The organism is Micromonospora ferruginea, assembly GCF_013694245.2.
GTDB classification, from domain to species: Bacteria; Actinomycetota; Actinomycetes; order Mycobacteriales; family Micromonosporaceae; genus Micromonospora; species Micromonospora robiginosa.
The window spans coordinates 4,166,121-4,190,790 of the sequence record NZ_CP059322.2; the positions used below are offsets into that span (position 1 = coordinate 4,166,121).

General features: G+C 67.2%; 10 protein-coding genes. 9 read left to right on the forward strand and 1 reads right to left on the reverse strand.

Going from position 1 to position 24,670, the window contains the following annotated elements; genetic code table 11:
* Positions 1-73: 73 nt before the first annotated feature.
* From H1D33_RS18045 to H1D33_RS18055, 3 genes are all read left to right on the forward strand, one after another.
* Positions 74-973: a hypothetical protein gene (locus H1D33_RS18045; RefSeq protein WP_181572029.1), complete on the forward strand. Its 900-nt coding sequence runs from the start codon at positions 74-76 to the stop codon at positions 971-973.
* 101 nt (positions 974-1,074) lie between these two features.
* A complete protein-coding gene (locus tag H1D33_RS18050) occupies positions 1,075-2,583 on the forward strand; it encodes a PIN-like domain-containing protein (RefSeq protein WP_181572028.1) in 1,509 nt (502 codons plus the stop codon).
* A gap of 91 nt (positions 2,584-2,674) precedes the next feature.
* Positions 2,675-3,430, forward strand: a complete 756-nt coding sequence (locus H1D33_RS18055; protein WP_181572027.1) for a DUF429 domain-containing protein — start codon at positions 2,675-2,677, stop codon at positions 3,428-3,430.
* Between the two features lie 99 nt (positions 3,431-3,529).
* Here the strand turns inward: H1D33_RS18055 and H1D33_RS18060 are convergent, their stop codons facing one another.
* The gene (locus H1D33_RS18060; protein WP_181572026.1) at positions 3,530-5,944 is read right to left on the reverse strand and encodes a UvrD-helicase domain-containing protein; all 2,415 of its coding nucleotides are present in this window, start codon (positions 5,942-5,944) and stop codon (positions 3,530-3,532) included.
* Positions 5,945-6,882: 938 nt separating this feature from the next.
* On the opposite strand from H1D33_RS18060, the gene pglW reads away from it, so the two are divergent.
* The 6 genes from pglW to H1D33_RS18090 are packed head-to-tail and all read left to right on the forward strand — an operon-like array spanning position 6,883 to position 24,642.
* Positions 6,883-11,094 carry a BREX system serine/threonine kinase PglW gene (gene pglW, locus H1D33_RS18065; RefSeq protein WP_181572025.1) on the forward strand — a complete coding sequence of 1,404 codons (4,212 nt, stop codon included), beginning with the start codon at positions 6,883-6,885 and terminating at the stop codon, positions 11,092-11,094.
* Positions 11,095-11,096: 2 nt separating this feature from the next.
* Entirely contained in the window at positions 11,097-14,648 is a 3,552-nt protein-coding gene (gene pglX / locus H1D33_RS18070; protein WP_181572024.1) for a BREX-2 system adenine-specific DNA-methyltransferase PglX, read from the forward strand.
* A gap of 31 nt (positions 14,649-14,679) precedes the next feature.
* Positions 14,680-18,429 carry a BREX-2 system ATPase PglY family protein gene (locus H1D33_RS18075; RefSeq protein ID WP_181572023.1) on the forward strand — a complete coding sequence of 1,250 codons (3,750 nt, stop codon included), beginning with the start codon at positions 14,680-14,682 and terminating at the stop codon, positions 18,427-18,429.
* Positions 18,426-21,221, forward strand: coding sequence for a BREX-2 system phosphatase PglZ (pglZ, locus tag H1D33_RS18080; protein ID WP_181572022.1), 2,796 nt, complete (start codon positions 18,426-18,428; stop codon positions 21,219-21,221). The genes H1D33_RS18075 and pglZ overlap by 4 nt, the downstream gene beginning before the upstream one ends.
* Positions 21,218-22,525 (forward strand): BREX system ATP-binding protein BrxD, encoded by a 1,308-nt coding sequence (gene brxD / locus H1D33_RS18085; RefSeq protein ID WP_181572021.1) that lies wholly within the window; start codon positions 21,218-21,220, stop codon positions 22,523-22,525. The genes pglZ and brxD overlap by 4 nt, the downstream gene beginning before the upstream one ends.
* Positions 22,522-24,642 (forward strand): DEAD/DEAH box helicase, encoded by a 2,121-nt coding sequence (locus H1D33_RS18090; protein WP_246412035.1) that lies wholly within the window; start codon positions 22,522-22,524, stop codon positions 24,640-24,642. The genes brxD and H1D33_RS18090 overlap by 4 nt, the downstream gene beginning before the upstream one ends.
* Positions 24,643-24,670 lie beyond the last annotated feature (28 nt).

Genomic DNA, 24,670 nt, shown 5'->3' on the forward strand with positions numbered 1-24,670 from the left:
TGAGTTCCAGCTCGCTGGGTTCCGCTGCTGCGTCCGTGGTCAGCGTCGATTCCGCCGTGAGAGGGGTACCACCATGTACGTCCGCTTCCGCCACCTCCAGCAGGACCCAGTCGGCGACTGGTTCGCGGAGACCTTTCCGCACCAGGATGTGCTGCGCGCCGAGATCGCGGCGGACCTCAGCCGCTGTCCGCTCCTGCTGACCGAGCCGCCGGACAAGTCGTACTTCGGCCATGTCGTCGAACTCGCCATGGGCTTGGCCCTGTGCGACCAGGACCCGTACCCACGTCTGTTCCGCTGTCTCGACCACGGCCTCGCGACCCGGTTACTCGGCATGGCCGGCCATCAACCGGTTGCCGATGCCGCAGGCTACGCCGCCGGGCGCCGTCGCGATTCCGCGGTGCACCCGGCGCAGCTCTTCACCGCCGCCGGCCGGCTCGCTCACGTCCGCATCCTGCTCAACACATTCGACCGCCACCACTCCGACGCTGACGCTGTGGCCAACACCCGTCATGTCCTCGAGCAGTACCCGCACCTCCTCCACGGCGCCCCCCGAGAGACGTACCAGACTAGGCGCGCCTTCCGTATCGCGTGGTCCAGTTACCACAGCGGCTTCCACGACGCGCTGCGCTCATACGGACCCGCGACCGCGCAGCTGTCCCTGCTCGACGGACACCGCCACGCCGATCTCCTCCTCGGCCGCACCGTGCTCGAGGTGAAAAGCGGCCGGCTCGACGAAGACCGCTACCTCGACGAGCTGATCCGTCAGATCCTGACCTACGCACTGCTCGCGCATCACGACGGTCACCCCGTGACCCACGTCGCGGTCTACGCGACTCGATACCAGCGGCTGCTGCGATACCGCCTCGACGAGCTGACCCACCAACTCGCCGGCAATCCCATCGACCTCACGGCGACGGCAGCCGAGCTGGCCGCCCTCATCAGGAACCAGCCCCGGTACGGGCTGGCGGCCTGACTACCCGACGCCGTTCAGAAGAGCCGCAATGGGCCGCTCGGCCCATAGGACCCGCACGCTGGGGTCGACAACAATGGAGCCCGTCTTGGGGGAGGTCATCGATGGCTGGGCTGTTCGACGGGTTCGAGGGCTATCGCGTGGCGAGCGAGGCCGAGTCACGTCAGGCATTGACCACAGCGCTGGTCGCGGTGGACGCCAACGTGCTTCTCAACCTCTACCGCTACAACGCGCGGACGACGGCGGACCTATTGGCGATCTTCGAGAAGCTCGAAGATCGCCTCGTCGTTCCCTACCAGGCGATGCGCGAGTTCCACCGCAACCGGCTCAGCGCCATCGGCAATCCCGAGCACGCGACAGGTGAAGCCCGCGCCGCCTTGGAGAAAAGCCGGGCAGCGGCGGTGCGGGCTCTCGAGACCTGGTCCAAGCAACTGGCCATCGACGATGCCGAACTGCAGCGGCTACACGCCGACGTCGACGAGGTGTTCCAACGTCTACGGGATGCCATCGCCAGCGCCACACCTGACCGTGTTCACCCCTCCACACCAGCCGACGCAGACCCCGTACTCAGCAGACTCTCCACGCTTCTGACCGGCAAGGTACTCGGACGCCCCGAGGACAAGGTCTGGAACGGCCTGATCACCGAGGGCAACAAGCGCGTCGACGCATCCATACCTCCCGGCTACCTGGACGCCGACAAGGCCGACCAGCACCCAGAGGGGGCCGCCGGCGACTACCTCGTCTACCAGCAGGCATGCCACGAGGCGAAAACCCGGGACATGGACCTCATCATCGTCACGAACGACGAGAAAGAGGACTGGTGGTGGCGCCGCGGGCCGGACATGATCGGCCCGCGACAGGAGATGACGAAGGAGTTCTTCGACAGCACGGGCCACCAGTTGTTCCTGATGCGAGCCAGCGACCTGCTCAACCGATCCCAGGCTCTCGACGTCGAGGTGAACCCGGAGTCCGCCCGAGACGCCGACGTCAACCGTCCCGATCTCCACGATCCTGGCATGTGGACGGCAGAAGCGGTGGACATGCTGCTCCAGCAGCTGCGCGGCGAAGGCCGACGTGACCTCGCTGATGTGATCACTGCTGCCGCATCCGCCGGAGGCACCATCAGTCGGGAAAACATCTACACCCTCTGCGGTTACCACGAGGACCGCATGCTGCGCGGCATCACCCGACCCACCGCGCGCATCACCGCCGACCTGCAGGCCGCCAAAGTCCTGCCGCCCTCCGTCACACCGATGATGGCCCCGGTGTACATCGACGCCGGCCCCCTGAGCGCGATCCGCATCCCGTCAGAGGTCGTGGATATTCTTGGCCCCGGCACCACACCGCCCACGACAGCGCCGGACGCAGAAACGAGCGGCAAGTACCAGCCACTCGCGGACTACCTGGCGGCGCTGGATATCGAGGCGACGTCCATGACCTTCGGTGAGATCGAAGACATCCTCGGCGACACCCTCGCCCCCTCGGCCCGCAAGCACCTCCCCTACTGGTACTCGTCGCAGAACTCACTCTGCAGGGCGGTAGCGGCAGCAGGCTTCAAGGCTCGCGGCGTGCGCACGGACTCCGAGGTCGTGGAGTTCGTCCGCCACTCCTGACCAGGTCATCCCGTCAGGGAGTCATTGCTCTGCCCGGCATCACGAATACCACCAGGACAGTCATGTCGCCGTCGGCACCTAGAGTGGTGCAATGCCGACCCTCGGCGTCGACCTTGCAGCGGCGGACACTCGTACGGCGATGGCCACGGTCGAATGGCTGCCCGGCCGCGCGGTCGTGCGGGACCTGGTCCTCGACGTCAGTGACGCCCGCATCGTCGGGGCCGGCGAGCACGTGGACAAGATGGGGTTGGACTGTCCCCTCGGCTGGCCGGAGCCTTTCGTCGCGCTCGTGCAGGCCCACCGAGCTAGTCACGTCACCGTCGCCGATGGCGAGGGCGCCCAGTGGCGGCGTCGCCTTGCGTACCGGCTGACGGACGAGGTGGTCCGCGAGGAGACCGAAATCATCCCGCTGAGCGTGTCCGCGGACCGCATCGCACATGCCGCCTTCCGCTGCGCCAGGCTGTTGGCGATGCTCGCCGCCGCTGGACACGACGTGGACCGTGGTGGCGGCGGCATGGTCGTAGAGGTGTATCCGGCGGCGGCCCTATACCGCTGGGGATTGGCACATCGCGGTTACAAGGGCCGAGGCCAGCAGGTACAGCACGCCGACCTGCTGACCGCGCTTCACGACGCGGCGCCCTGGCTGGACCTGGGGGCGTTCGAGGGGCTGTGTCGACGCAGCCACGACGCGTTCGACTCGGTGATCGCGGCCCTGAACGCGCGCGCTGCGGCAATCGGCAAGGCGGTCCGGCCGAGTGACGAGCAGCGGCCGATCGCACGGGTGGAGGGCTGGATCGCGCTGCCGACCGGACCGCTCCGCGATCTCATCGATCGTGCAGACGGGTGAGCGGAGGTCGCCGCAGAGCAACCACGAGGTGCGAGACGCCGATAGATCGTGGCGTCAGATCTTGCTCCAGAGCTGGGTGGACCGGGTGGCACCACCGGACTACGGGCTGATGGCCCGGCGGTCACCGCGCCGGTGGTGAAGGTGTTCCCGCAGCCGCCGGCGCAGGTCACCGACCGGTCCGGTTGCACCGAGGCGGCGCAGGAAGTCCGGCACACTCCAGGTGACGAGGCCGCCCTGCCGGGACAGATAGAGGCCGACCCGGTCGATGCCGTACCGGTCGTCGTAGTCCAGCAGCAGGTAGCCAGCAAGTTGGTAGATCTCGTCGCGCCCCAACCCGCGGGGTTGAATCGCCGCCTTGCAGTCCAGCAGTAGGCCGTCGAGGATGAAGTCCGCGTCCGCTCCGCCGATGTCCTGGCTGCCGAGGAACGCCGGACCGCAAATCCGGGCGGTGGCGGGCAGCTCGCGAAACGGACCGAACGGCTCCTCGGCGATCGCCAACTGCCGGTTGATGTCTTCGATGGCGTAGTCGGGGACCGCCGTCAGAAGGCTATCGAGAGTCGTGGCCGGGGTGGCGTCAGCCAACATGCTGTACCGCCGGATCTCGCCGGTTCGGTAGATGTCCTCGTAGTAGGCGGCCACGAAGCACAGGCGGGCCAGGATCTCCCCCTGGAGGCCGTCGTCGCCGTTCAGGTACGAGTCGACCACGGAGAGCAGGTCGCTTCCAGCTCGGTAGAGAGCGTCCCGTACGGGTGGCGCCGGTGCGCCTCGGAAAGGCACGTCACTGCCCAGGGTGCCGACACCGATGTTGACCGGCTCACCGAACGGGCTGCCCAAGCTGAGCCTGAGGCGGAAATCGATGGCGTGGCCGAGCGCCGACCAGTCGGGGTACTTCACCTCGAGTGGCTGCACCGGGCGTGGCAAGTCGCCGATCCACCGAAGGTAGTCCTGCACGACGGCCGCGCTGTTCGGCAGGTGCTGGGCCAAGAACTGTGACATCGGGGAGCTCGGGTGTTTCAGCTGGCGGGTCAGACTGAACTCGATCATCGGTCGCCCGGCCACCGTACCGTCACCGGTCGCCTCGGTGGCCTTCTCGTAGTCGTCGATCCAGGTGATCCCCGTCGGGTCGAGGTGGTGGCGGGCTCGGGTGACCGCCACATAGATCAGGCGGGCCTCACTAGCCCGCAGCGGGCGCGGATTCCCGTCGTCGTCGACCGACGGTGCCGCGAAGCCGTCGCCGATCCGTACCCGCGACCACTCCCGGCCCTTGGCCTTGTGCGCCGTGGACACGGTGACCTTCGCGGCGCGCTCGCCCGTGAGGCGGTCGACCGCGTCCATAATTACGTCCGGCCCGTAGGTGTCGACCAGCGTCACGATCGCCTTGAGGTCCTGGCCAGCAGTGTCGTTCTCGGCGTACTCCTGCACATCGGCCCAGGAGGTGAACAGGAACAGCTCCGGATGAGTGGTACGCCGACCGGCCTTCAGCGCCTCGGCGGCCTGCGCGATGTTCCGCAGCGCGCCACCGCCGCCCGTGAGCGCCACCGGTACCCCCCGCTCCAGGAAACCGAGCACCTCCTGCATCGCGTCGGCGTTACCCCGGCACAGCACAGCATCGACCTCTACCGCCGAACCGACGCGGGAGTCGGTGGCGCTGTTCCCGGTCAGTTGCAGGGCCGACTCGGCGTGCCGCAGCCACCGGTTCGCTGTCCGGGCGATACGCGGGCCGAAACGGAACGACTTCGTCAGGTACAAGTGATCCGCCGGGAAGCCGGTCATCACGTCCCTGGCGTTGCGCCACCCGTAAATCTGCTGGGCCGGGTCGCCGACGCACACCCGCTGCGCGCTCTGGGCGAGGAAAACCTCCTCCAGGACCGGGTTGGTGTCCTGCGCCTCATCGAGCAGGACGAAGTCCGCCGCGAGTGTGGGCTCGGTCAGCGCCCACATCTTCAAGTAGTGATCGTGCTCGAAGCGTAGTTTGCCGTCCGGTGAGCAGATGTCGTCCCAGGCCCGGCACGCGTACGGCAGGAGCACGCGGGCGACCTGGTCCTGGGCCGCCAGGTCCAGCCCGTTGACCCGTTCCAGATGCCGGGCCATCAGCTGGCGGTCGGTGCTGTAGCAGAACCGGCGGATCATGCCCATCACCAGGCGCGCCTGATGCCCGCAGCTGATCGGACGGGAGCTGACCCAAAGATCTCGGTGGATGCCCAGCAGCCGCGCGGCCTCCCTCGAGGGTAAGCGGGCTGACCGGCTCAGGCGTTCCTGGTAGTTCCGCCCTACGGCGCGGTGCGCCAACGAGTGCGCGGTACGGCAGTCGACATTCGCCCCGAAGCGCTGCCTGGCCTCATCGGCGATCGCCTTGTTGAACGCCACGTAGAGGCCGCGCTTCCTGGTAGCCCCAGCCATCAACACCAGCGTGGAGGTCTTCCCAGTACCAGCCCCGGCCACCAGCGCCAATTCCCCGCCCGCCAGGAACATGTCCCGGGCGGCCACCTGTTCCTCGGTCGGCTTGACGCCCATCCGCCCCTTCCAGGACCACTCTCTGCTCTCACCCGTCCCGATCCCCTGGAGACCGTCGAACTGCTCCGCCGCAGCCCGAAGGGTGCTCGTGGAGCCAGTGGAGCCTACTTCAAAAGCGCGCACGCGTGATCACACCGCTACCGGACGCCGAAGGGTCCGCCCACTCGCCAGACAGCCGAAGAGTCAAGAATCTCGATGGCCATGGCAAGGCGACATTACAGTCTGCCGTGCTTCCGGCACGGCTGTCTGCGCCGCGATCTTGAGCGTCGGCAGTAGTGGGCTCGCCCCGCCCTCCAGCAACACCGCCTCCCAGTAGTACGAGGCGATGTGTGTTGAGCGGGTCCGCTCGAGGCGGTATCGCACGGCCGCCTCGGCCATTGCGACGGAGTAGTCGTGCGGCTCGTCGCCCGGCCGAAGGTCGTGAGCCTGGCACACCCACAGGAAAGCGCGCCGGTCGCGAAGGCGCATCGCGACGGAGGGGGCAGGGATTCGGACACTCTGCTCGTCACACGCTGTCGTGGTCGATCGGGTGGTCGGCTCACGACGACGTGGTCCACCCGCCCGCCCCAGTGATGTGTCGCGAAGACGACAACGCCGAGTGGGCCGGGACAGAAACGTCACCTGCGGAGAACATCAGGGAAATCGCCCATACGGCACACCACCACTCGACTCGGAGCACCAGCTACCTGCTGCGCGGTTCCTGCGTCGTCGAAGGAGCGGCTTCGGCTGGTCAGCACGGCCGTCAACACCCCTTTTCGCCGCCACCCGTCTTCACTGCTCCAGCCGATCAGCCGACACGAACCCCCGGATGTACATCTCCTCGTTGGGCGGCAACTTGCTGAGCGGAGACGATGGTCATCAGCTACCGACCGGATATGCTCCTCCGGCCCGGGGGCAGTAGGTTCGGGGACAGCTAGGCGCGGCGCGGAGGGTGAACAGTGGCAGAGGCCGGGCAAGACCGGTGGATCGAGGTCTCGCCCTCACAGTTCCCGCACGAGGCTGAAGGGCTGGCACTGGTCCGGGCGATCATGCCCGGTGAGACGCCGTTTCGGGCCTGGTCGAACTTTGAGTTCCGCGACTCGCGGGGTCGATGGCACGAGGTAGACCTGCTCCTGCTCGGCCGTAGACAACTCCACCTCATCGAGCTGAAGTACTACTCGGGCACCCTCCGCGGCGATGACCAGCGTTGGGCCCGCGATGGCCGGCGGCCGGAGGATTCCCCGCTCAAGCTGGCGCGGCGCAAGGCGCAGTTTTTTGCGAGCAAGCTGAAGGACGAGCTGCGCTTATGGGCGCAGGAGCAGAACGTTCAGATCCCCGACGAGCGAGACGTCATCCCGTTCGTGCAGGAGGCAGTATTCCTGCACCATCCCGATTTGCGTTGCGCTCTTGGCACGTCCAGCGCGATCAACCTTTACGGCCTGGATGGCCATAGCACCCAGAGCAACCTCACCGAGATCTCTGAACTGGTGCTCGAATCCGCGGGGAGGCGCGCGATCGGACCTAACCAGGAACACATCCTGGTAAACCTGCTCGAACGCATTGGCCTCGTGCAACGCCGGGAGCGTGAAGCAGGGTCCTGGGTCATCGAGGACCAGGCCATCGACTCGGACGAGGGCTGGCAGGACTGGCTCGCCTACCATCGGGTGGTCCAGCAGGACCGCGCCCGAATCCGGTTCCGGGTCCTGCCGCCCACGGCGGGCCAGCAAGAGCGAGCGTCGGCCCGACGGATCGCGGAGCACGAGTTCCGGGTCATGTCGCGGCTGCAGCACGACGGGCTGCTGCGCCCGCGTGACCTGGTCGAGTCCGAGCTCGGCATCGGGCTGGTCTACCCCTACGACCAGCAATGGCAGCGCCTTGACCTGTGGCTGGCCGGCCAGGATCAGGGCGTGCCGCTGGCGACGCAGTTGTCGATGATCCGCCAGATCGGCGAGGCGCTGCAGTACGCCCACAACAACCGGGTCGTGCACCGCGGGCTGGTCCCGCAGGCGGTCTGGGTGCGTCCGGTTCCCGGCACCCAGAGCGACGTCAAGGTGCGGGTGGGTGATTGGCAGGGCGCCGGCAGCGTCCAAGGCGCCACAGCCACCCATTCTTCGGTCCACGGGGTGACGTCCCTGGTCGATGCCGCCTCCGCCGACCACGGATCAGGAATGGTCGAGGTGTTCGGTGCCCCAGAGGGGGTGTGGAGCGCCGACGCTGACCGTGTCCGACTCGATGTGTTCGGGTTGGGCACACTCGCCTTCTACCTGATCACCGGGAGACCACCGGCGCCCAACCGGAGTGCTCTCAGGCAGCGCCTGCGCGACCAGCACGGACTCGACCTGGCGATCGAGCTGCCTCAGGTCCCGTCGACGCTGCGGTCACTCGTCCTCAAGGCAACCGATCCCGCACCCAGTCGACGGACGGGCGACGTCGCGGCGTTCCTGTCGCAGCTCGCCGCAGCCGAGCGCGACGCCGCGACGAGTGAGGAGACCGATCCACTCGAAGCGGCACCCGGCGCGGTCCTCGACGGAAGGTTCCGGCTAGTTCGGCGCCTGGGGCAGGGCTCGACCGCGGTGGGCCTGCTCGTGCAGGATCTGCACGTCGAGGGAAACGGCGAGTGCGTCCTTAAAGTGGCTCTCGACGACACCGCCGCGACCCGCCTCGACGATGAGGCGGAGGCACTGCGGCGCCTCAACGTCCCGCGGATCGTGAAGGTTCTCGAGGGACCGGTCGTCGTCGGCGGGCGGCGAGCCCTCCTGCTCGAAAGTGCCGGGCCGGAGACTCTCACCACCGCGCTGCGGACGCGCACCCGCCTCTCATTCGACCTGTTGGAACGGTACGGGACGGACCTGCTGGACTGCCTCGTCGCGCTGGACAAAGCCGGGATCGACCACCGGGACATCAAGCCGTCCAACCTGGGCGTGCGGGAGAGCCGCAGTGACCGCACCAAGCACCTGATCCTTTTCGACTTCTCCCTAACCCGCGCTGCGGCCTCCGCTACGCAGGCCGGCACCCCGCCGTACCTCGACCCTTTCCTCATCGGCGCGCGGGACCGGTACGACTCGGCAGCGGAACGATATGCCGCCGCGGTCGTTCTCTTCGAGATGGCGACCGGCAGCACGCCGGTTTACGGGGACGGCGACGGCGACCCGGGAAGCATCCCGGACGAGGCGACCATCAGGCCGGAGATGTTCGACGCCACGCTCGCCGACGACTTGGCCGGCTTCTTCCGTAAGGCGCTAGCCCGCGATGCCGGCGCCCGGCATCACACCGCTGAGGCGATGCGGGCCGCATGGCTGAGCATCTTCGCGAAGGACGCCACGACCGAGCCCGACGAGTCGTACAACGAGCTGGCAGCTCGGGCGACCCTGACCACGCCACTGCGCGACTCCGGGCTGACCGCCCGGGCCCTGTCGGCTCTAGAACCCTATGCCGTTCAGACGGTCGGCGAGCTGCTGACGGTCGACCCGGTGCAGCTGTCCCGCCTTCAGGGCGTCAAGAACGCGACCCGCCTGCAGCTCACCTCGCGCATCAAGGAATGGCGAGCCCGGTTCGGGGCTGAGATCCGCACGACCGAACGCAATGGTCCGGAGCTGACTCCCACCGACGCCGCAGATCTGTTGCTCCGCGCTGTAGCCACGCCACGCTCACCGTCCCGTGGTGGAGTCGTCCGTCTGATCCTGTTCGACACGACGCTCGACGCCTTTGCGACGCATGCTCAGCTCGGAGCGAACCTCGACGAGCCAGTCCAGCAGTCGCGCATCACGACGCTGCTCGGAGCTCTTCAAGAGCGGTGGGCCGGGGATCACGACGCCCGAGCGCTTCTCGACCGGTTGGCCGAGGCGGTCTCGGCCCGTCTCACTGAACTCGGCTCGGTCGCGACGGTCGCCGAGTTGACCCGTACGGTGACAGAAGCGCTCGCGCCTGAGGCACATCCCGACGAGCGACTGGCTCGTGGTCTGCTGCGTTTCGCGCTGGAACGCCGCAAGGCGATGAACAAGGCCGACGGCTCGCAGCAACCCGTCTGGGTACGCCGGCGCGCGGGAGTGGTCACGTTGCTGGCCGAGGACCAGGCGCTGTGCGATGTCGCCGAGTCGCTTGCCGCGGAGGCGGACCGCCTGGTCAACGCGGCCGGCGACGCCGCGAACGCGGTCATCCCGGCGCAACGCGCGCAGGCCCGCCTCGAAGCGGCTGTCCCGGCCGAGAGCGGATGGCCGGCGGCCCTCGCCGACCCGCTGCGCCGGGTGACTCTGGCTGCCGCCGCATCGACTCACGCGGCTGCCTCAGGTGCCGGAGATCTGCACCATCGCGGCTTTACCGCGGCCGCGGCCCTGGCCCAGACGTTCGCGGACTTCGGCGGGCAGCAACTCACCCCGGACGAGATCCGCGAACGCGTACGGGTTCGGTTCCCCGCCGCGCCGGAGCTGCCGCGGCGGCCGACGCTCGACAGCCTGATCACGGAGGCTGGTCTCGGCCTGATCTTCGACGACCGGCTTCGCGTCTACCGGGCCCTGGACACCGGTTCCGCGACAACCGGGCTGGATTCCCGGTCGGTGACGAGCCTCGCCGTGGCCACCTCCCCGGTGGGTGCCACGGGTGCGCTGGGTGCCCGGTTGGAGACCTCGATCGGCAGCCGGTCCTTCCTCGCGCTCGGCACCCGCGCCGATCGCCTGGGCCGTCTGATCGACGCCGTCCAGGCGCGATACCGAGCGACGACGGTGGACCTGACCGGCGCGTTGCTGGACGCGCTGCGTGCGGTGTCCGCGGCCGCCAACATGCCCTGGGATCTGGTACGCGCCGCCGACGCCGAACGGGAGTCGAGCCGTCCCCGTCGCGGTCTGGATGAGCTGATCCGCCGATCCTGGCCCGAGGTCGAGGCCACCGTCGAGCGGGCACTGTCTGCGGGACGTGACGACTCGCCCGTGCTGCTCACGGACGCGTCGCCGCTCGCCCGTTACGGCAACATGGCGCTGCTCACCCGCTGGACGGACCTGGCCGCCCCGCGCCGCCGTGCGGTCTGGCTGCTCGTGCCGCAGCTCAATGGCAACCATGGTCCTCTGATTGACGGCCGGCCGGTTCCGCTCGCCGCACCCAACCAGTTCGTCAACCTCGACAACGAGTGGATCGACAGCACGGCTGCCCTGACCGCAGCCACCCAGAAGGAGCAGTAGCAATGGGGGTCTCAACGGGGTTGACGGCAGCGCTCAAGAAGGTGGTCCTCGATCTGGAGGACGACCTTCGCGACCGTGTCGCCTCGCAGCCCGACGTCCTGGCAACGTGGAAGCAGGAGCACGAGGCCGCGAAAAGCCGCGAGCGGACGGCCATGTCGTGGCAGGAATGGCGCGACGACCGGGTAACACAGGCCGCGGTCGCGTGGGTGCTAACCACGGTCTTCGTACGATTCTGCGAGGACAACCGCCTACTCAAGCCGGTCTGGATCGCCGGCCCCGCCGACCGCCGGCAGGAGGCGCTGGACGCGGAACTCGCCTACTTCCGCGCCCACCCCGAAGACACCGACCGCGAGTGGGTGCTCCAATCCGTCGAACACCTGCGAATCACGAAGGCCACCCAGGACCTGGTCGAGTCACACTCGCCGTTGTGGACAGTCTCCCCCTCCGGCCAGGCCGCCAAGCGGCTCATCGCCTTCTGGCGCGAACGCACCGCCGATGGCAACCTTGTATGGGATTTCGCCGACACCGGCCTGTCGACCCGCTTTCTTGGCGACCTCTATCAGGACCTCTCCGACTACGCCAAGAAGACCTTTGCGCTGCTGCAGACCCCGGAGTTCGTTGAGGAGTTCATACTCGATCAGACGATGGAGCCTGCGCTCGCCGAGCGACCGCTCGAAGGCTTCAGGCTCATCGACCCAACCTGCGGCTCTGGTCACTTTCTGCTGGGCGCCTTCGCCCGGCTGAACGACCGATGGGCTACTCACGCCCCAGGCCTGGAGGTGCAGACACGTGTACAAAACGCGCTCGATGCAATTCATGGCGTTGACCTGAACCCGTTTGCCGTCGCTGTAGCGCGATTTCGACTCGTGGTCGCATCATTGCGGGCGAGCGGGCTCACGTCGTTGGAATCCGCCCCAGCATTCCGGTTTCACCTCGCGTCCGGCGACTCCTTGTTGCACGGCCGGAGTCAGATGGAATTCGAAGCACCCGACATGATCGATACCGATTCATCGCTAAGTGGCTTCACCTACAAGACCGAAGATCTCGCGATCCTTCGTTCAATTCTTGAGCCACGTCAGTATGATGTGGTCGTCGGCAATCCGCCTTACATCACGGTCCGCGACCCCAGGCTAAAGGCCGCCATCAAAGGCCGCTACCCGACATGCACCGGATTGTGGGTGTTGTCGATACCTTTCATGGAGAGGTTCTTTCAGCTTGCTCGGCTGAATCGTAATGGACACCCCGCTGGCTGGGTAGGACAGATCACATCCAATTCCTTTATGCAGCGCGGCTTCGGCCGTTACTTGGTAGAAAATTTCCTCCCAACGCAGGACCTGAAGATGGTCTTGAATAGTGAAGGCGCATGGATTCCTGGCCACAACTCGGACGGTACGCCGACGGTGATTATGATCGGCAAGCCTGGGCCTCCCTCTTCGAGCACGGTACGCCTCGTGCTCAGTAAAGGAAGGCGGGAGTCGCGTTCAGTTGGAGATGATGGCGAAGGACCCTACTGGACTGCTCTATCTAGATACTGTGGAGACGTGGGTTACGAGGACCCGTTCATCAAGGTGATTGACATCCCTAGGTCATCACTAACGCGGCATCCGTGGGTGCTTGCCGGAGACGGATCCGAGGACTTGCTACGACTGATGGACAGGTTCCAGAATCTCAAGGAACTTACCTATCGAATCGGCTTCTACGGTGATTCCCATGCAGATGAAGCTTTTTTTCTCCCGAAGCACACCGCTGGCCGGTGGCGGGTACCCTCTGAGCTTATTGAGGACGCGGCCCGTGGAGATGGAGTACGCGACTGGAACGTTTCGTATCTAGAATCCGCGCTGCTGCCGAAGACTCTCCCTGGTCGGCCCAACATAGAGGCTGGCCTTGCCCAAGCTTCCCGCCACTATTGGCCATTGCGCACGGAGTTGTGGGCGCGTGCGTTCGGGTCCGGAGACTATCGCTCGGAGGGTCGAGACTGGCTCGCATGGCACCAACTCCCGCTGGATCGCAATGCACATCCGTGGAAAATCGCCTTTGCTGAAGTCGCAGCTCAGAATAACTTCTGCCTCGACAGACTAGAGAGGGTATTTAACAGAACGGCGCCAATAGTTAAGCTCGCGGCCTCGGCAACGGAGGAAGACTTCGTGTCGCTGGTTGCATTACTCAACTCCTCCGCAGCTTCATTCTGGCTCAAGCGTAAATGTAAACCGAAGGGGGGTGCTGCCGATATTACGTGGCTTCGCACGTATCAGATGACCTCCACCATGCTCGCACAGTTCCCGGTTCCCAAAATTCTACCGACAGCTCGAGCACAGAAATTGGACGCCTTGGCCACGCGTTTGAACGAGGTCACCCCCGAGGTCGCTTTCCTTTCGCGCGGCGAGACTCCCACACAGGAGCGCATAAATGAATTGCGCGAGGCGTATGTCCGAACTCTTGGAGAGCTCATCAGCAATCAGGAGGAGTTGGACTGGGACGTCTACAGATCCTTCGGACTGACGACTGGTGCTGCCCTAAGCTGCCATGGTGAGCCGCCGGCGATTAACCTGGGAGATCGCGCATTTGAGGTGGCGCTGGCTCGACAGGGTGACAACCTCTCAGGTCCGGACAAGGCATGGTTCACGCGCCAGGGCATTCCTGCCCAGCGGGATGTTCCGGCACGGCTGCCCGTTCATTATCAAGAGCTTGTGAATGATCGTTTATCCGAGATCGACCGCAATCCTTTAGTTCGGCTTTTAGAGCGACCGGAGTTTAAGAGGCAATGGGCAATTCCCTCCTGGGATGAGCGAGTCGCTTCGGCGCTTCACGCATGGCTCCTCGGCAAGCTGGAGGGAAGAGAATACTGGTTTGATGCAGCCGGTCGGCCAGTGGCCAGATCCGTCACCCAGATCGCCGATCTGGTCAGTCGAGACGGGAACGCAGTCTCGGTGATCGACCTGTGGTCAAGACGAAGGGGTGGCTCACTTATCCGACAGCTGGAAGAACTGCTTATGGGCGAGAGTGCGCCCTTCCTGGCCGCGTACCGGCTCAAGGATTCTGGGCTGCGCAAGCGTGAAGCCTGGGAGCACACCTGGGAGCTGCAGCGCCGCGAGGACAAGGGCGAGAAGGTCGGTGAGATTCCGGTACCGCCAAAGTACGCAACCGCAGACTTCCGGAAGCAGTCGTGGTGGCAGCACCGGGGCAAGCTCGACGTGCCCAAGGAGCGGTTCATCCTCTACCCGGACGCCGGCCGCGAAACCGACCCCACCCAGTTGCTCGGCTGGGCCGGCTGGGACCACGCTCAGCAGGCCCTGGCCCTGAACGCGGTTATCGCCGAGCGGGAGGCCGAAGGCTGGTCTGACGATAGGCTTGTCCCCTTGGTCGCCGGCCTCGCGGAGCTCCAACCCTGGGTGCGGCAGTGGCACGACAAGACCGACCCCACCTACCAGCTCAACCTGGCGGACTACCTCGAAGAGCAGCTGCGCGGTCGCGCTCACCAGGTGGGCATGACGGTCGAGCAGCTCGGTGCCTGGAGGCCGCCGGCCGCCAGCCGAGGACGCCGACCGAGGTCGTGACAGCCATGACGATGCAGCTTGAGGAGAAGGCGTGAGTACCCCGCTCCGCGACGTCATCACCATTCCCGAGCGTGCCGGCGCGGAGGACTACGTCCTGCGTCTGACCGACTCGGTCGGGCACAACGCGGTCCAACGCACGGTTGACGAGTATGTCGTCACCGATGCACTTGTCGAGGCGTTCGACGCGGCTATGGGCCTGGTGGCCGAGGGAATTACCTCCGGCACAAGCCGCGGCTCGTTCCTCACCGGCTCGTTCGGTTCGGGTAAGTCGCACTTCATGGCCGTGCTGCATGCCCTCCTCGAACACGAGCCGGCCGCCCGCTCCAAGGCTGAGCTTCAGCCCGTGGTGGCGCGCCACGATCCCGTCCTGGCCGACCGGAAGATCCTGCCGCTCGCCTTCCACATGCTCGGGGCGCGGACGATGGAGGAGGCCCTGTTCCAGGGCTACATCCGCCAGATCGGCGAGCGCCACCCGGGGGCGCCGCTGCCCGCCGTACACAAGTCTGACGCTCTTCTCGAAGACGCTGAGCGTTACCGGGCCCAGCTCGGCGACCAGCAGTTCTTCGCCGGCCTCAACGGCGACGTAGGCGGCGAGGGCGGCGGCGCGGCCGATCCCTGGGCCGCTGTGCTGGGTGCGGGGGAGTGGGATGCGGTCCGCTACGCCGAGGCGCGTGCCGCCTCGGCGGCGAGCCCTAGCCGGCAGAAGCTGGTGTCGGCCCTGGTCGACACGTACTTCCGCTCATATACGCAGCAGGCGGAGTACGTCGACCTGGACACCGGGCTGGCAGCGATCTCGGTGCACGCCAAGGGCCTTAACTACGACGCCGTGGTCCTGTTCCTGGACGAGCTGGTCCTGTGGCTGGCGTTCTCAGTGCAGGACCGGGAGTTCTTCCGCCGCGAATCGCAGAAGCTCACCAAGCTGGTCGAGTCGTCCATCGGTGGTCGTCCTATCCCGCTCATCTCCTTTGTGGCCCGGCAGATGGACCTGCGGCGCTGGTTCGCCGACTCGGGCGCCAGCGGCGCGGAGCAGGACGCGCTGGACCGCGCGTTCCGCCACCAGGAAGGCCGCTTCGGTGTCATCCCGCTCGGTGACGACAACCTGCCGTACGTGGCCAATCGCCGACTCCTGCGGCCCAAGGACGCCGAGGCTGCTGCCGTGCTCGAGGGCGCGTTCGGTGCAATCGACCGCCGGCCAGCGGTGTGGGACGTGCTGCTCGACGGCGTGAACACTGATGAACGGCATCGAGGCTCCGATGAGAAGGCGTTTCGCCTCACCTACCCGTTCTCTCCGGCCCTGGTGTCGACCTTGCGCAGCCTGGCCAGTGTCATGCAGCGCGAGCGGACCGCGCTCAAGGTCATGCAGCAGATGCTCGTCGACCGGCGCGAAACGCTGACCATCGATCAGATCATCCCGGTCGGCGACTCCTTCGACCTCGTGGTCCAGGGGCAGACCGGACAGGCGCTGGACGTCGAGGCGGCCGCGCTCTTCCGATCGGCCAACAAGCTCTACGCGGACAAGCTGCGGCCCTTGCTGCTCGGCATCCACGGCATCGACGAGCGGACCCTGCGCGAGGAGCCCGAGAAGGTCCGGCCGGGTTTCCGCACCGACGATCGGCTGGCCAAGACCCTCCTGTTGTCGGCCGTCGCCCCGAAGGTTCCGGCCCTGATGGCGCTGACCGCGGCCCGGCTCGCGTCGCTCAACCACGGTTCCATCGTGTCGCCGCTGCCAGGCGGTGAGGCTGCTGTCGTGCTGTCCAAGGTGCGCACCTGGGCCCGGGACATTCCCGAGATCCATCTCGACGGCGACGACCGCAACCCGACGATCAGGGTGCAGTTGTCCGACGTCGACTACGAGTCGATTGTGGAGCGGGCTAAGGCCGAGGACAACGAGGGCCGGCGCCGTGAACTGTTGAAGGACCTCGTCAGCGAAAGCCTGGGCATTACGCTGGCGTCCCAGGACCTGCAAGGCGCCTACCCGTACGACTTCATCTGGCGTGGCTCGAAGCGCAAGGTCGATGTGCTCTTCGGCAACGTCCGCGACCGCAGCTGGCTGTCCGACGACCACTTCCGCGCCGCGCCAGACACCTGGCGCATCGTCATCGACCACCCGTTCGACGACCCGGGCCACTCCACAGTCGAGGACCTTCAGCGACTGGACGAGATGGTGGCGCGGGGCGTGCAAGAGCGAACCGTGGTGTGGCTGCCCCGGTTCCTGTCTGATGACAAAATCCGCGAGCTGCGGCGCCTGGTCATCCTCAACTGGCTGCTCGACGGCAGCACCGAGCGCTGGCAGGGGCACGCCGACCACCTCAACGAGGCTGACCGTGCTCTGGCCCGGTCGATCCTGGAGTCCCAACGCAACACGCTGCGGCGCAGCCTTGAGGACGCAGTGCAGCAGGCGTACGGCGCCGCGTCCCCGCGCCCGGGCGTCCTCATGGAGGACGCGTCACACGAGCGGACGCTATTCTCCTTCGAGCGTCGTTTCGCCCCTGTCAATCCGGTCGGCGCCACGCTGGGTCAGGCCTTCAACAACCTGCTTGATCAGGCGTTCAAGGCTCTCTACCCCGCGCATCCGCTGTTCGAGCCAGGCGACGTCGAGGTCAAAGTCCGCGACCTCAAAGCCGTTGCTCGGTACGTCGCACAGACCGCGGCGGACAGCGAGAAACGCGTCGAGCTTCAGGCCGACGCCGCCGTGGTACGACGGATCGCGGAGCCGCTCGGCGTCGGCAAGGCCACGGAGATGCACTACCTCTTCGGCGACGATCGGTTCACCCCATGGGGGCAGGAGATCGAGCGAGCACTCGGCCGGCGGGGGCAGGAACAGGGTAAGCCGGCCGACGGGCCGGTGACCGTCGCGGAGCTGCGGCGCTGGATCCGGGACGTCTCGCCCGCCCACGGGCTTAGGGACGAGGTCGCCGACCTGGTCATCATCGCGTGGGCGGCGCTGCGGCAGCGTGCCTGGTTCCAGCAGGAGACGGCTCTGCCGGTCGTACCGGAGCCGGGCTCGCTCACCCCGGTGATGGAGCTGCGCACTCAGGAGCTGCCGTCGGCCGGCGATTGGGAGTCGGCGCGAACCGTGGCCGGCGCGATGCTGGGCGTTGTGGCCGGGGCGTATCTCACCGCGCCGGCTGTGGCCGATTTCGTCGGGCAGGTCGCCGTCAAGGCGGCGGAACTGTCGGAGACGGCGCCCGGGTTGGTGGGAGCGATTGAGGCGGCGTACCGGCGCCTGGAGATTGCGGACGGTAACCGACTGAGGACCGCTCGAGCTGGGTCTGCGCTGGTGCAGCAATTGCGTCACCTCGACGGCGTCAAGCTCGTTCAGGTGCTGGCGAAGGCGAACCTCGGCGATGCCACACCGGTCGCGGCAGGCAAGTCGCTGGCGTCGGCGGAGACGGTCGGAAAGGCACTCACGGGATTTCCCTGGCACCGGCTGGACCCGCTGCATGAGGCGATGAAGGGCGAGGACAGCCGCGCTGCGCAGGCCGCCGCTGTCGTCAACGGCCTTCGGTCAGCGCTGGAGCAGGACGAGCTGCCGGTGCCGATCGGACGTGCGCTCGCAGTTTGCGAGGACGGGATCTTCAGCTGGCTGGCGAAAGCTGCGCCCTCGGCGGATCCTGAGCCGAAGCCCAAGCCCAAGCCATCCGATGTGTCGGGTCCCCCGGCCGGGAGTTCCAGTCGTGCGGGCGGAGCAGGCAACAGCGAGATCATGAACCAGGTGCGGAAGTTTCTGGACGCCAACCCCGACGTCACTGTCGAGGTGACGTGGCGAGTGCTGCCGTGACCGTCGCCGTGGCCACGACGCGGGTGAGCGCATCGATGGTGCTCGCGATCGTCGACGAAGCCCTGGCCAAGAACTACCGTAACGGCGTCATCGGCCTCCGCGGCGTCCCTGATCGGGCCACCTCCGTCGACCTGCAACACCAGGGCCAGACCGTACGGGTCCGGGTGGCCGAGTCCGCACTGGCGGTACGAGAGATGCTCGGCGAGCACCGCGACGGCGACTGGCTGGTGATCGTTACCGACCGTGATGACGACGATCTCGGTCCCGGTATCCTGGCTCATTTCGTCTGGCAGCGGCTGCGCAGACCGGATCCGTGGGAGGCCGTCCGGGCCCGGTTCGCGGCCACCGGGATCGACCCCGCGTTGACCAGCCGCCCGGACAACCGGGACCTGGCCACGGCGTTGGTGGCCGCCACTCCGGCCGCGGGCTGGCCGGCCGCGCCGGCCGGCGTTCTCACCCGTACCCATGCGCTTGGTGCAGTTGCCGCCATCCACCTCGACTTCGACACGGATACCGCCGATGTCCTCGGCGTCCTCCGCTGGTCGATCGCCGCGCGGAGTGTCGCCTCCCTCGGCGCTCTGCGTCGTAGCGTCGGGGACCTACTAGCCGACACCACACTCGACTGGATCGCCCAGCGTGCGGGCTCGGCGGCAGGCCCGATACGGGCGCTGCTGTCCCGCGGTGAACTCGCCGACGTGGTACCGCTCGGCTTGGTTCTGCGGCTGCTGACCAACGACCGGTACGACCCTCCAACGATGCATCAGGCTCAACTGGCTCTGGTCCGGCTAGAACCGCGGTGGGGCGAATACAGCCCTGCGCCGGCCGCATTGGCCGCCCTCGGGCAAGCCGCGGACGCGCTGCTGTCCGACCTGATTCACGACCGGCGCGCCGACGACGACGTCGCTCGCTGCCTGGACCGGGCCGACGCGATCCTCACCCAGATCCAGGCCGAGCCGCTGGCCCGCCACTCTGAACTTCTCGCCGGCGGATTGCGGGCGCGCTTCGTCGCGCTTGCCGACGGCCTGCGCGGGGCTGTCACGGCGTTTGGCCACGCCGGTGACCCGGACACCGTCGAGAAAGCCTGGGCAGCGGTGCGGGCCCACCGGCTCGCCGCGACCACGCCGTTCCGGGGACCCTTCGAGGCTGCGGTGCGGCTGGTCCGGTGGCTTACCGAGGTCGATTCCGCGCCCGGTACCCCCGCGGACACTCCCGAGCTTGGCCACCTCGCCCGCCGATATCTGGACAGCGCGGCATGGGCCGACGCGGCGATCAACGACGCGTTCGGCGGGGTGGACGATCCGAGCCTGTCCGGTGCGCTGCACGCCGTCGTCACGGCCGCGCAGCAGCGACGTCGCGCACAGGAACGCCACTTCGCCCGGGCGCTCGCCTCGGCGCCCACCCCTGCCGGCCGCGGTTTGCCAGCCGGCTCGGGAACCGTCTGGTACCTAGAACAGTTGCTGCCGGGCTGCGTCATTCCGCTCGCCCGCAAGGCACCCGTACTACTGCTGGTCCTCGACGGCATGAGCGCGGCCGTCGCCACCGAGATCCTGTCCGACGCGACTGGGCGGCTCGGCTGGCTTGAGGCCGCCCTACCTGGTGCCGGTTCGCTGCGAAGGACGGCGGCGCTCGCGGTGTTGCCGTCGATAACCGAGGTGAGTCGCGCATCCCTGCTCTCCGGCCGCCTCACCCGCGGGCAGCAATCCGAAGAACAGCACGGCTACGCCGAGGTGACCTTCAAGGGCGGGAAGATCCTCGCGCGGCTCTTCCACAAAAAGGCGGTGGACACCACGGCAGCAGGCTGGTCGGTCAGCCCGGATGTGGGCGGCGCCATCGACGACATCGAGCTGCCGCTGGTGACCGTCGTCCTCAATACGATCGACGACGCGCTCGACCGCAGTGACCCCGCGGGCACGGTCTGGACCGCCGATGCCGTCAAACACCTCGAACCGCTGCTCGCTCGGGCGGCCGCCGCAGGGCGGACCGTCGTCGTGACCGCCGATCACGGTCACATCGTCGAACGCCGTCAAGGCACCCAGCGATCGCACCCCCAGATTTCCAGTGCTCGTTCTCGCCCGGCCACCGCTCCCGTCCAGGAAGACGAGATCGAGGTCAGCGGCCCTCGCGTGCTGACAGACGGCCACCGAGCCGTCCTCGCCGTCGACGAGACACTCCGGTACGGACCGCTGAAGGCTGGCTACCACGGGGGAGCGAGCGCGGCAGAGATGGTCGTGCCGGTCGCCGTCCTCGTACCAGATGAATCCCGAAACAAGGCCGGTCTGGAGTTGCTTCCGCCGCAGGAGCCCACGTGGTGGCTCACCTCCCCGGCCGTTTCGCGGACACCCACCGTCTCACCCGCGCCGAAGGCCGCGACCACCAAGAACCAAGGGTGGCGCCAGACCGGCCCGACCCTGTTCGATCAGGCGCCGTTTGAGCAGAACCTGTTCGGCCAGGCTCCGGAGGTCACCAAGCAACCTACGACGACGCTTGGCCGTGCCGTCGTGGCCAGCCCCGTCTACAGGGCACAGCGGAAGATCGCCGGCCGCCTCATTGTCACCGACGATCAGATCGCCGGAATCATCGACTCGCTGGCCGGCGCGACAGCCAACCGGCTGCCGCCCATCCCCGCCGCCCAAGCCCTCGGCGTTGCCCAGACGCGGCTGCGGGGTGCGCTGACGCAGGTCCAGCAACTACTCAACGTCGAGGGGTACGCCGTCCTGGCCGCCGAACCGGCGACCGGCACAGTCATGCTCGACGTTAAACTCCTGACCGAGCAGTTCGAGGTGCCCTCGTGACGCCGGACGTCTCCCAGCGACGCCGGCGCGAAGTGATCGACGCGCTTCGCCGTGGAACCGTCCCGGAGAGCGGTCTCGACCTGCTCGCGGTCGGTCTCGACCGATTTTCTGCCGCCCTCGACGGTGAGCTCGACACGGTCAGCTCCGGTGGCGCCGTGTTCAAGGCGGTACGGGGCGAGTACGGCGCCGGCAAGACCTTTTTCACACGACACCTGGCCGAGCGGGCTATTCGGCACGGCTTCGCCGCAGCCGAGGTGCAAATCTCCGAGACTCAGACGCCATTGCACCGGCTGGAGACCGTGTACCGGCGCATCACCGAGTCCATGCGGACGGCGTCAATATCACCTAGTGCGTTCCGCGCCGTTCTCGACTCGTGGCTGTTCACGCTGGAAGCCGATGCGCTCCAAGCTGATCCCGCCGCCGAGGCGGACGTGGGCGCGGCCGTGGATCGGCTCCTCGAACAGCGCCTCGCCCAGGTCAGCAAGCACTCCCCCCTCTTTGCACTGGCGTTACGCGGCTACCGGGCGGCGTTGAGCGCCGGCGACACCGTCATCGCCGACGGGCTGGCCGCGTGGATGGCCGGACAACCGCAGGTCGCGGTGGCGGCGAAACGAGCCGCCGGTATTCGGGGCGAGCTCGACCATTTCGGCGCCATGGCCTTCCTCCAGGGGCTGCTCACTGTCCTACGGGACGCCGGCCATCCGGGACTGGTTCTCGTCCTCGACGAGGTCGAGACGCTGCAACGGGTCCGCGGCGATGTCCGGGACAAAGCACTCAACGCGCTGCGGCAACTGATCGACGAGGTGCACTCCGGCCGCTTCCCCGGGCTGTATCTCGTCATCACCGGCACGCCTGCCTTCTACGACGGGCAGCAGGGTGTGCAGCGCCTCGCCCCGCTGGCACAACGGCTCGCCGTCGACTTCGGCACGGATCCGAGATTCGACAACCCTAGAGCCGTGCAGATCCGCCTGCCCGGCTTCACCATCGAATCCCTGGTGGAGCTGGGCGGCCGCGTCCGGGACCTCTACTCCAACGGGTCATCCGCACCCGGCCGGATACGGACCCTGGTCGACGACACGTACCTTGACCAACTGGCCCGCGCCGTTGCCGGTGGCTTGGGCGGAAAAGTCGGCATCGTGCCACGCCTGTACCTGAAGAAGCTGGTGGGCGATGTCCTCGACCGGGTCGACCAGTTCCCCGACTTCGATCCCAGGCGGCACTACGCGGCGACAATGTCGGCAGCGGAGATGACCGACGTGGAACGCAACGCCGCGAGCGCCGACGACATCGCACTGGACCTGTGACCACCGCCGGCCTGCTGCATCCCGTGCTGCTGCACCACATCGTCAACTCCTTGCAATGGCCGGGCCTGCGTCCGCTGCAGGAAGCCGCTGTGGAGCCACTACTGGCCGGTGAGGACGCCCTGCTTCTCGCTCCGACCGCCGGAGGCAAGACCGAAGCCGCAGCCTTTCCGCTGTTGTCTCGGATGTCCGCCGAGAGCTGGTCCGGAACGTCGGTGCTCTACCTTTGCCCGCTCAAGGCCCTGCTCAACAACTTGCTGCCGCGCTGGGAACGCTACGCCGACTGGCTGGGACGGCGAGCTGCGCTCTGGCACGGTGACGTCACCGCGCCGCGGCGGCGGGCCATCCTGGCCGCCCGCCCGGACGTGCTGCTGACCACGCCGGAATCGCTAGAGTCGATGCTGGTCAGCCGCAACGTCGACCATCGGGCGTTCTTCGCCGGACTGCGCGCCGTGGTCGTCGACGAGGTGCACGCCTTCGCCGGCGACGATCGCGGCTGGCACCTCCTCGCCGTCCTTGAACGCTTGACCCACCTGATCGGTCATCCCGTTCAGCGGATCGGGCTCTCAGCAACCGTCGGCAATCCGGATCGCCTGCTGACGTGGCTGCAGGGATCCAGGGCTGGCGCCCGGGCTGGCCGCGTCATCGCTCCCGACCTGCCGGTCGCCGCTACGGCGACCGCGGCGACAGCACCGCCGGGCGAAATCGAACTCGACTTCGTCGGCTCCCTGCAAAACGCCGCCACTGTGCTCTCAGGGCTGCACGCCGGTGAAAAACGGCTGGTCTTCTGCGAATCCCGGCAGGCCGTAGAACAGCTCGGCAGTCTCCTACGGGAGCGCGGCATCACTACGTTCCTGTCGCACGCCTCGCTGTCCGCTGACGAAAGAAGACGCTCGGAAGAGGCCTTCGCCGAGGCACGCGACTGCGTCATCGTCTCGACCAGCACACTCGAGCTGGGCATCGACGTCGGCGACCTCGACCGCGTCGTCCAAATCGACGCCCCCTCGACCGTTGCGTCATTCCTGCAACGACTCGGGCGCACGGGTCGGCGGCCAGGCAACATCCGCAACTGCCTCTTCCTCACCCGCAGCGGCGACGCCCTGCTGGAGGCGGCGGCCCTGCTCGTGCTCTGGGGCCGCGGATGGGTCGAACCAGTCGTCGCCCCACCCGAACCACGGCACATCGTCGCCCAGCAGATGCTCGCACTCTGCCTGCAGGAGCACCGAGTGGGAGATCGGAACTGGTCGCGGTGGTGGAACGGTCTCGACCCCTTCGGACGCGCCGCCATCCCGATCATTCGCCACTTAATCGATCAGGGCTACCTCAATAGCGACAGCGACATGCTTTACATCGGCCCGGAGTCCGAACGGCGCTTCGGGCATCGACACTTCATGGGCATGACCGCGGTATTCACCGGAGCACCCGAGTTCACCGTCCTAGTGGGCCGCGATGAACTGGGTCGCGTCGACCCGGCCCTGCTCACCGAGGAGGTGCAGGGCGACCGCCGATTGCTCCTCAACGGGCGAAGTTGGCGGGTCACCTACATCGACTGGCGGCGCCGGCGCTGCTTCGTCGAACCCGCCGAGAGCGGCGGAAAGGCTCGCTGGACGACCGGGGGTTGGGCAGGCCTCGGCTTTGAGCTGACCCGCGCCATGCGCGAGGTACTTCTCGGCGCCGACCCCCCGGTAAAGCTCACTCACCGAGCAGCCAAGCGCCTCGCCCAGGAGCGGGAAGAGCGATCCGCGGTGGTGCATCCGGGTGGCAGCGTGATCCTTCGTGATCGGCACGGCGATGACCTGCGGTGGTGGACCTGGGCCGGTTTCCGCGCGAACGCCACCTTGGCGGCCACGTTGACGGAGGTTGTCGACCCGGTGCAACGCTTCGATGACTGCCAGGTCCGCTTACGGGCGAATCTCTCTCGGGAAGAATGGCGGACACTCATCGCCGACGCTGATCAGCGTCTGTGCCTGCCCGAAGTCAACAGGAAGGCGCTCGTCGGACTCAAGTTCAGCGAAGCGTTGCCGGAGCGGCTCGCGCTGGCGACTTTGGCGTCTCGCCTCGCCGACCTCGGTGGCGCAACCGCGGTCCTGCAGGAACCGACGCGGTTCGTTCAGACATAGCTGGGCCGTGGATTAGCTCCGATCACCA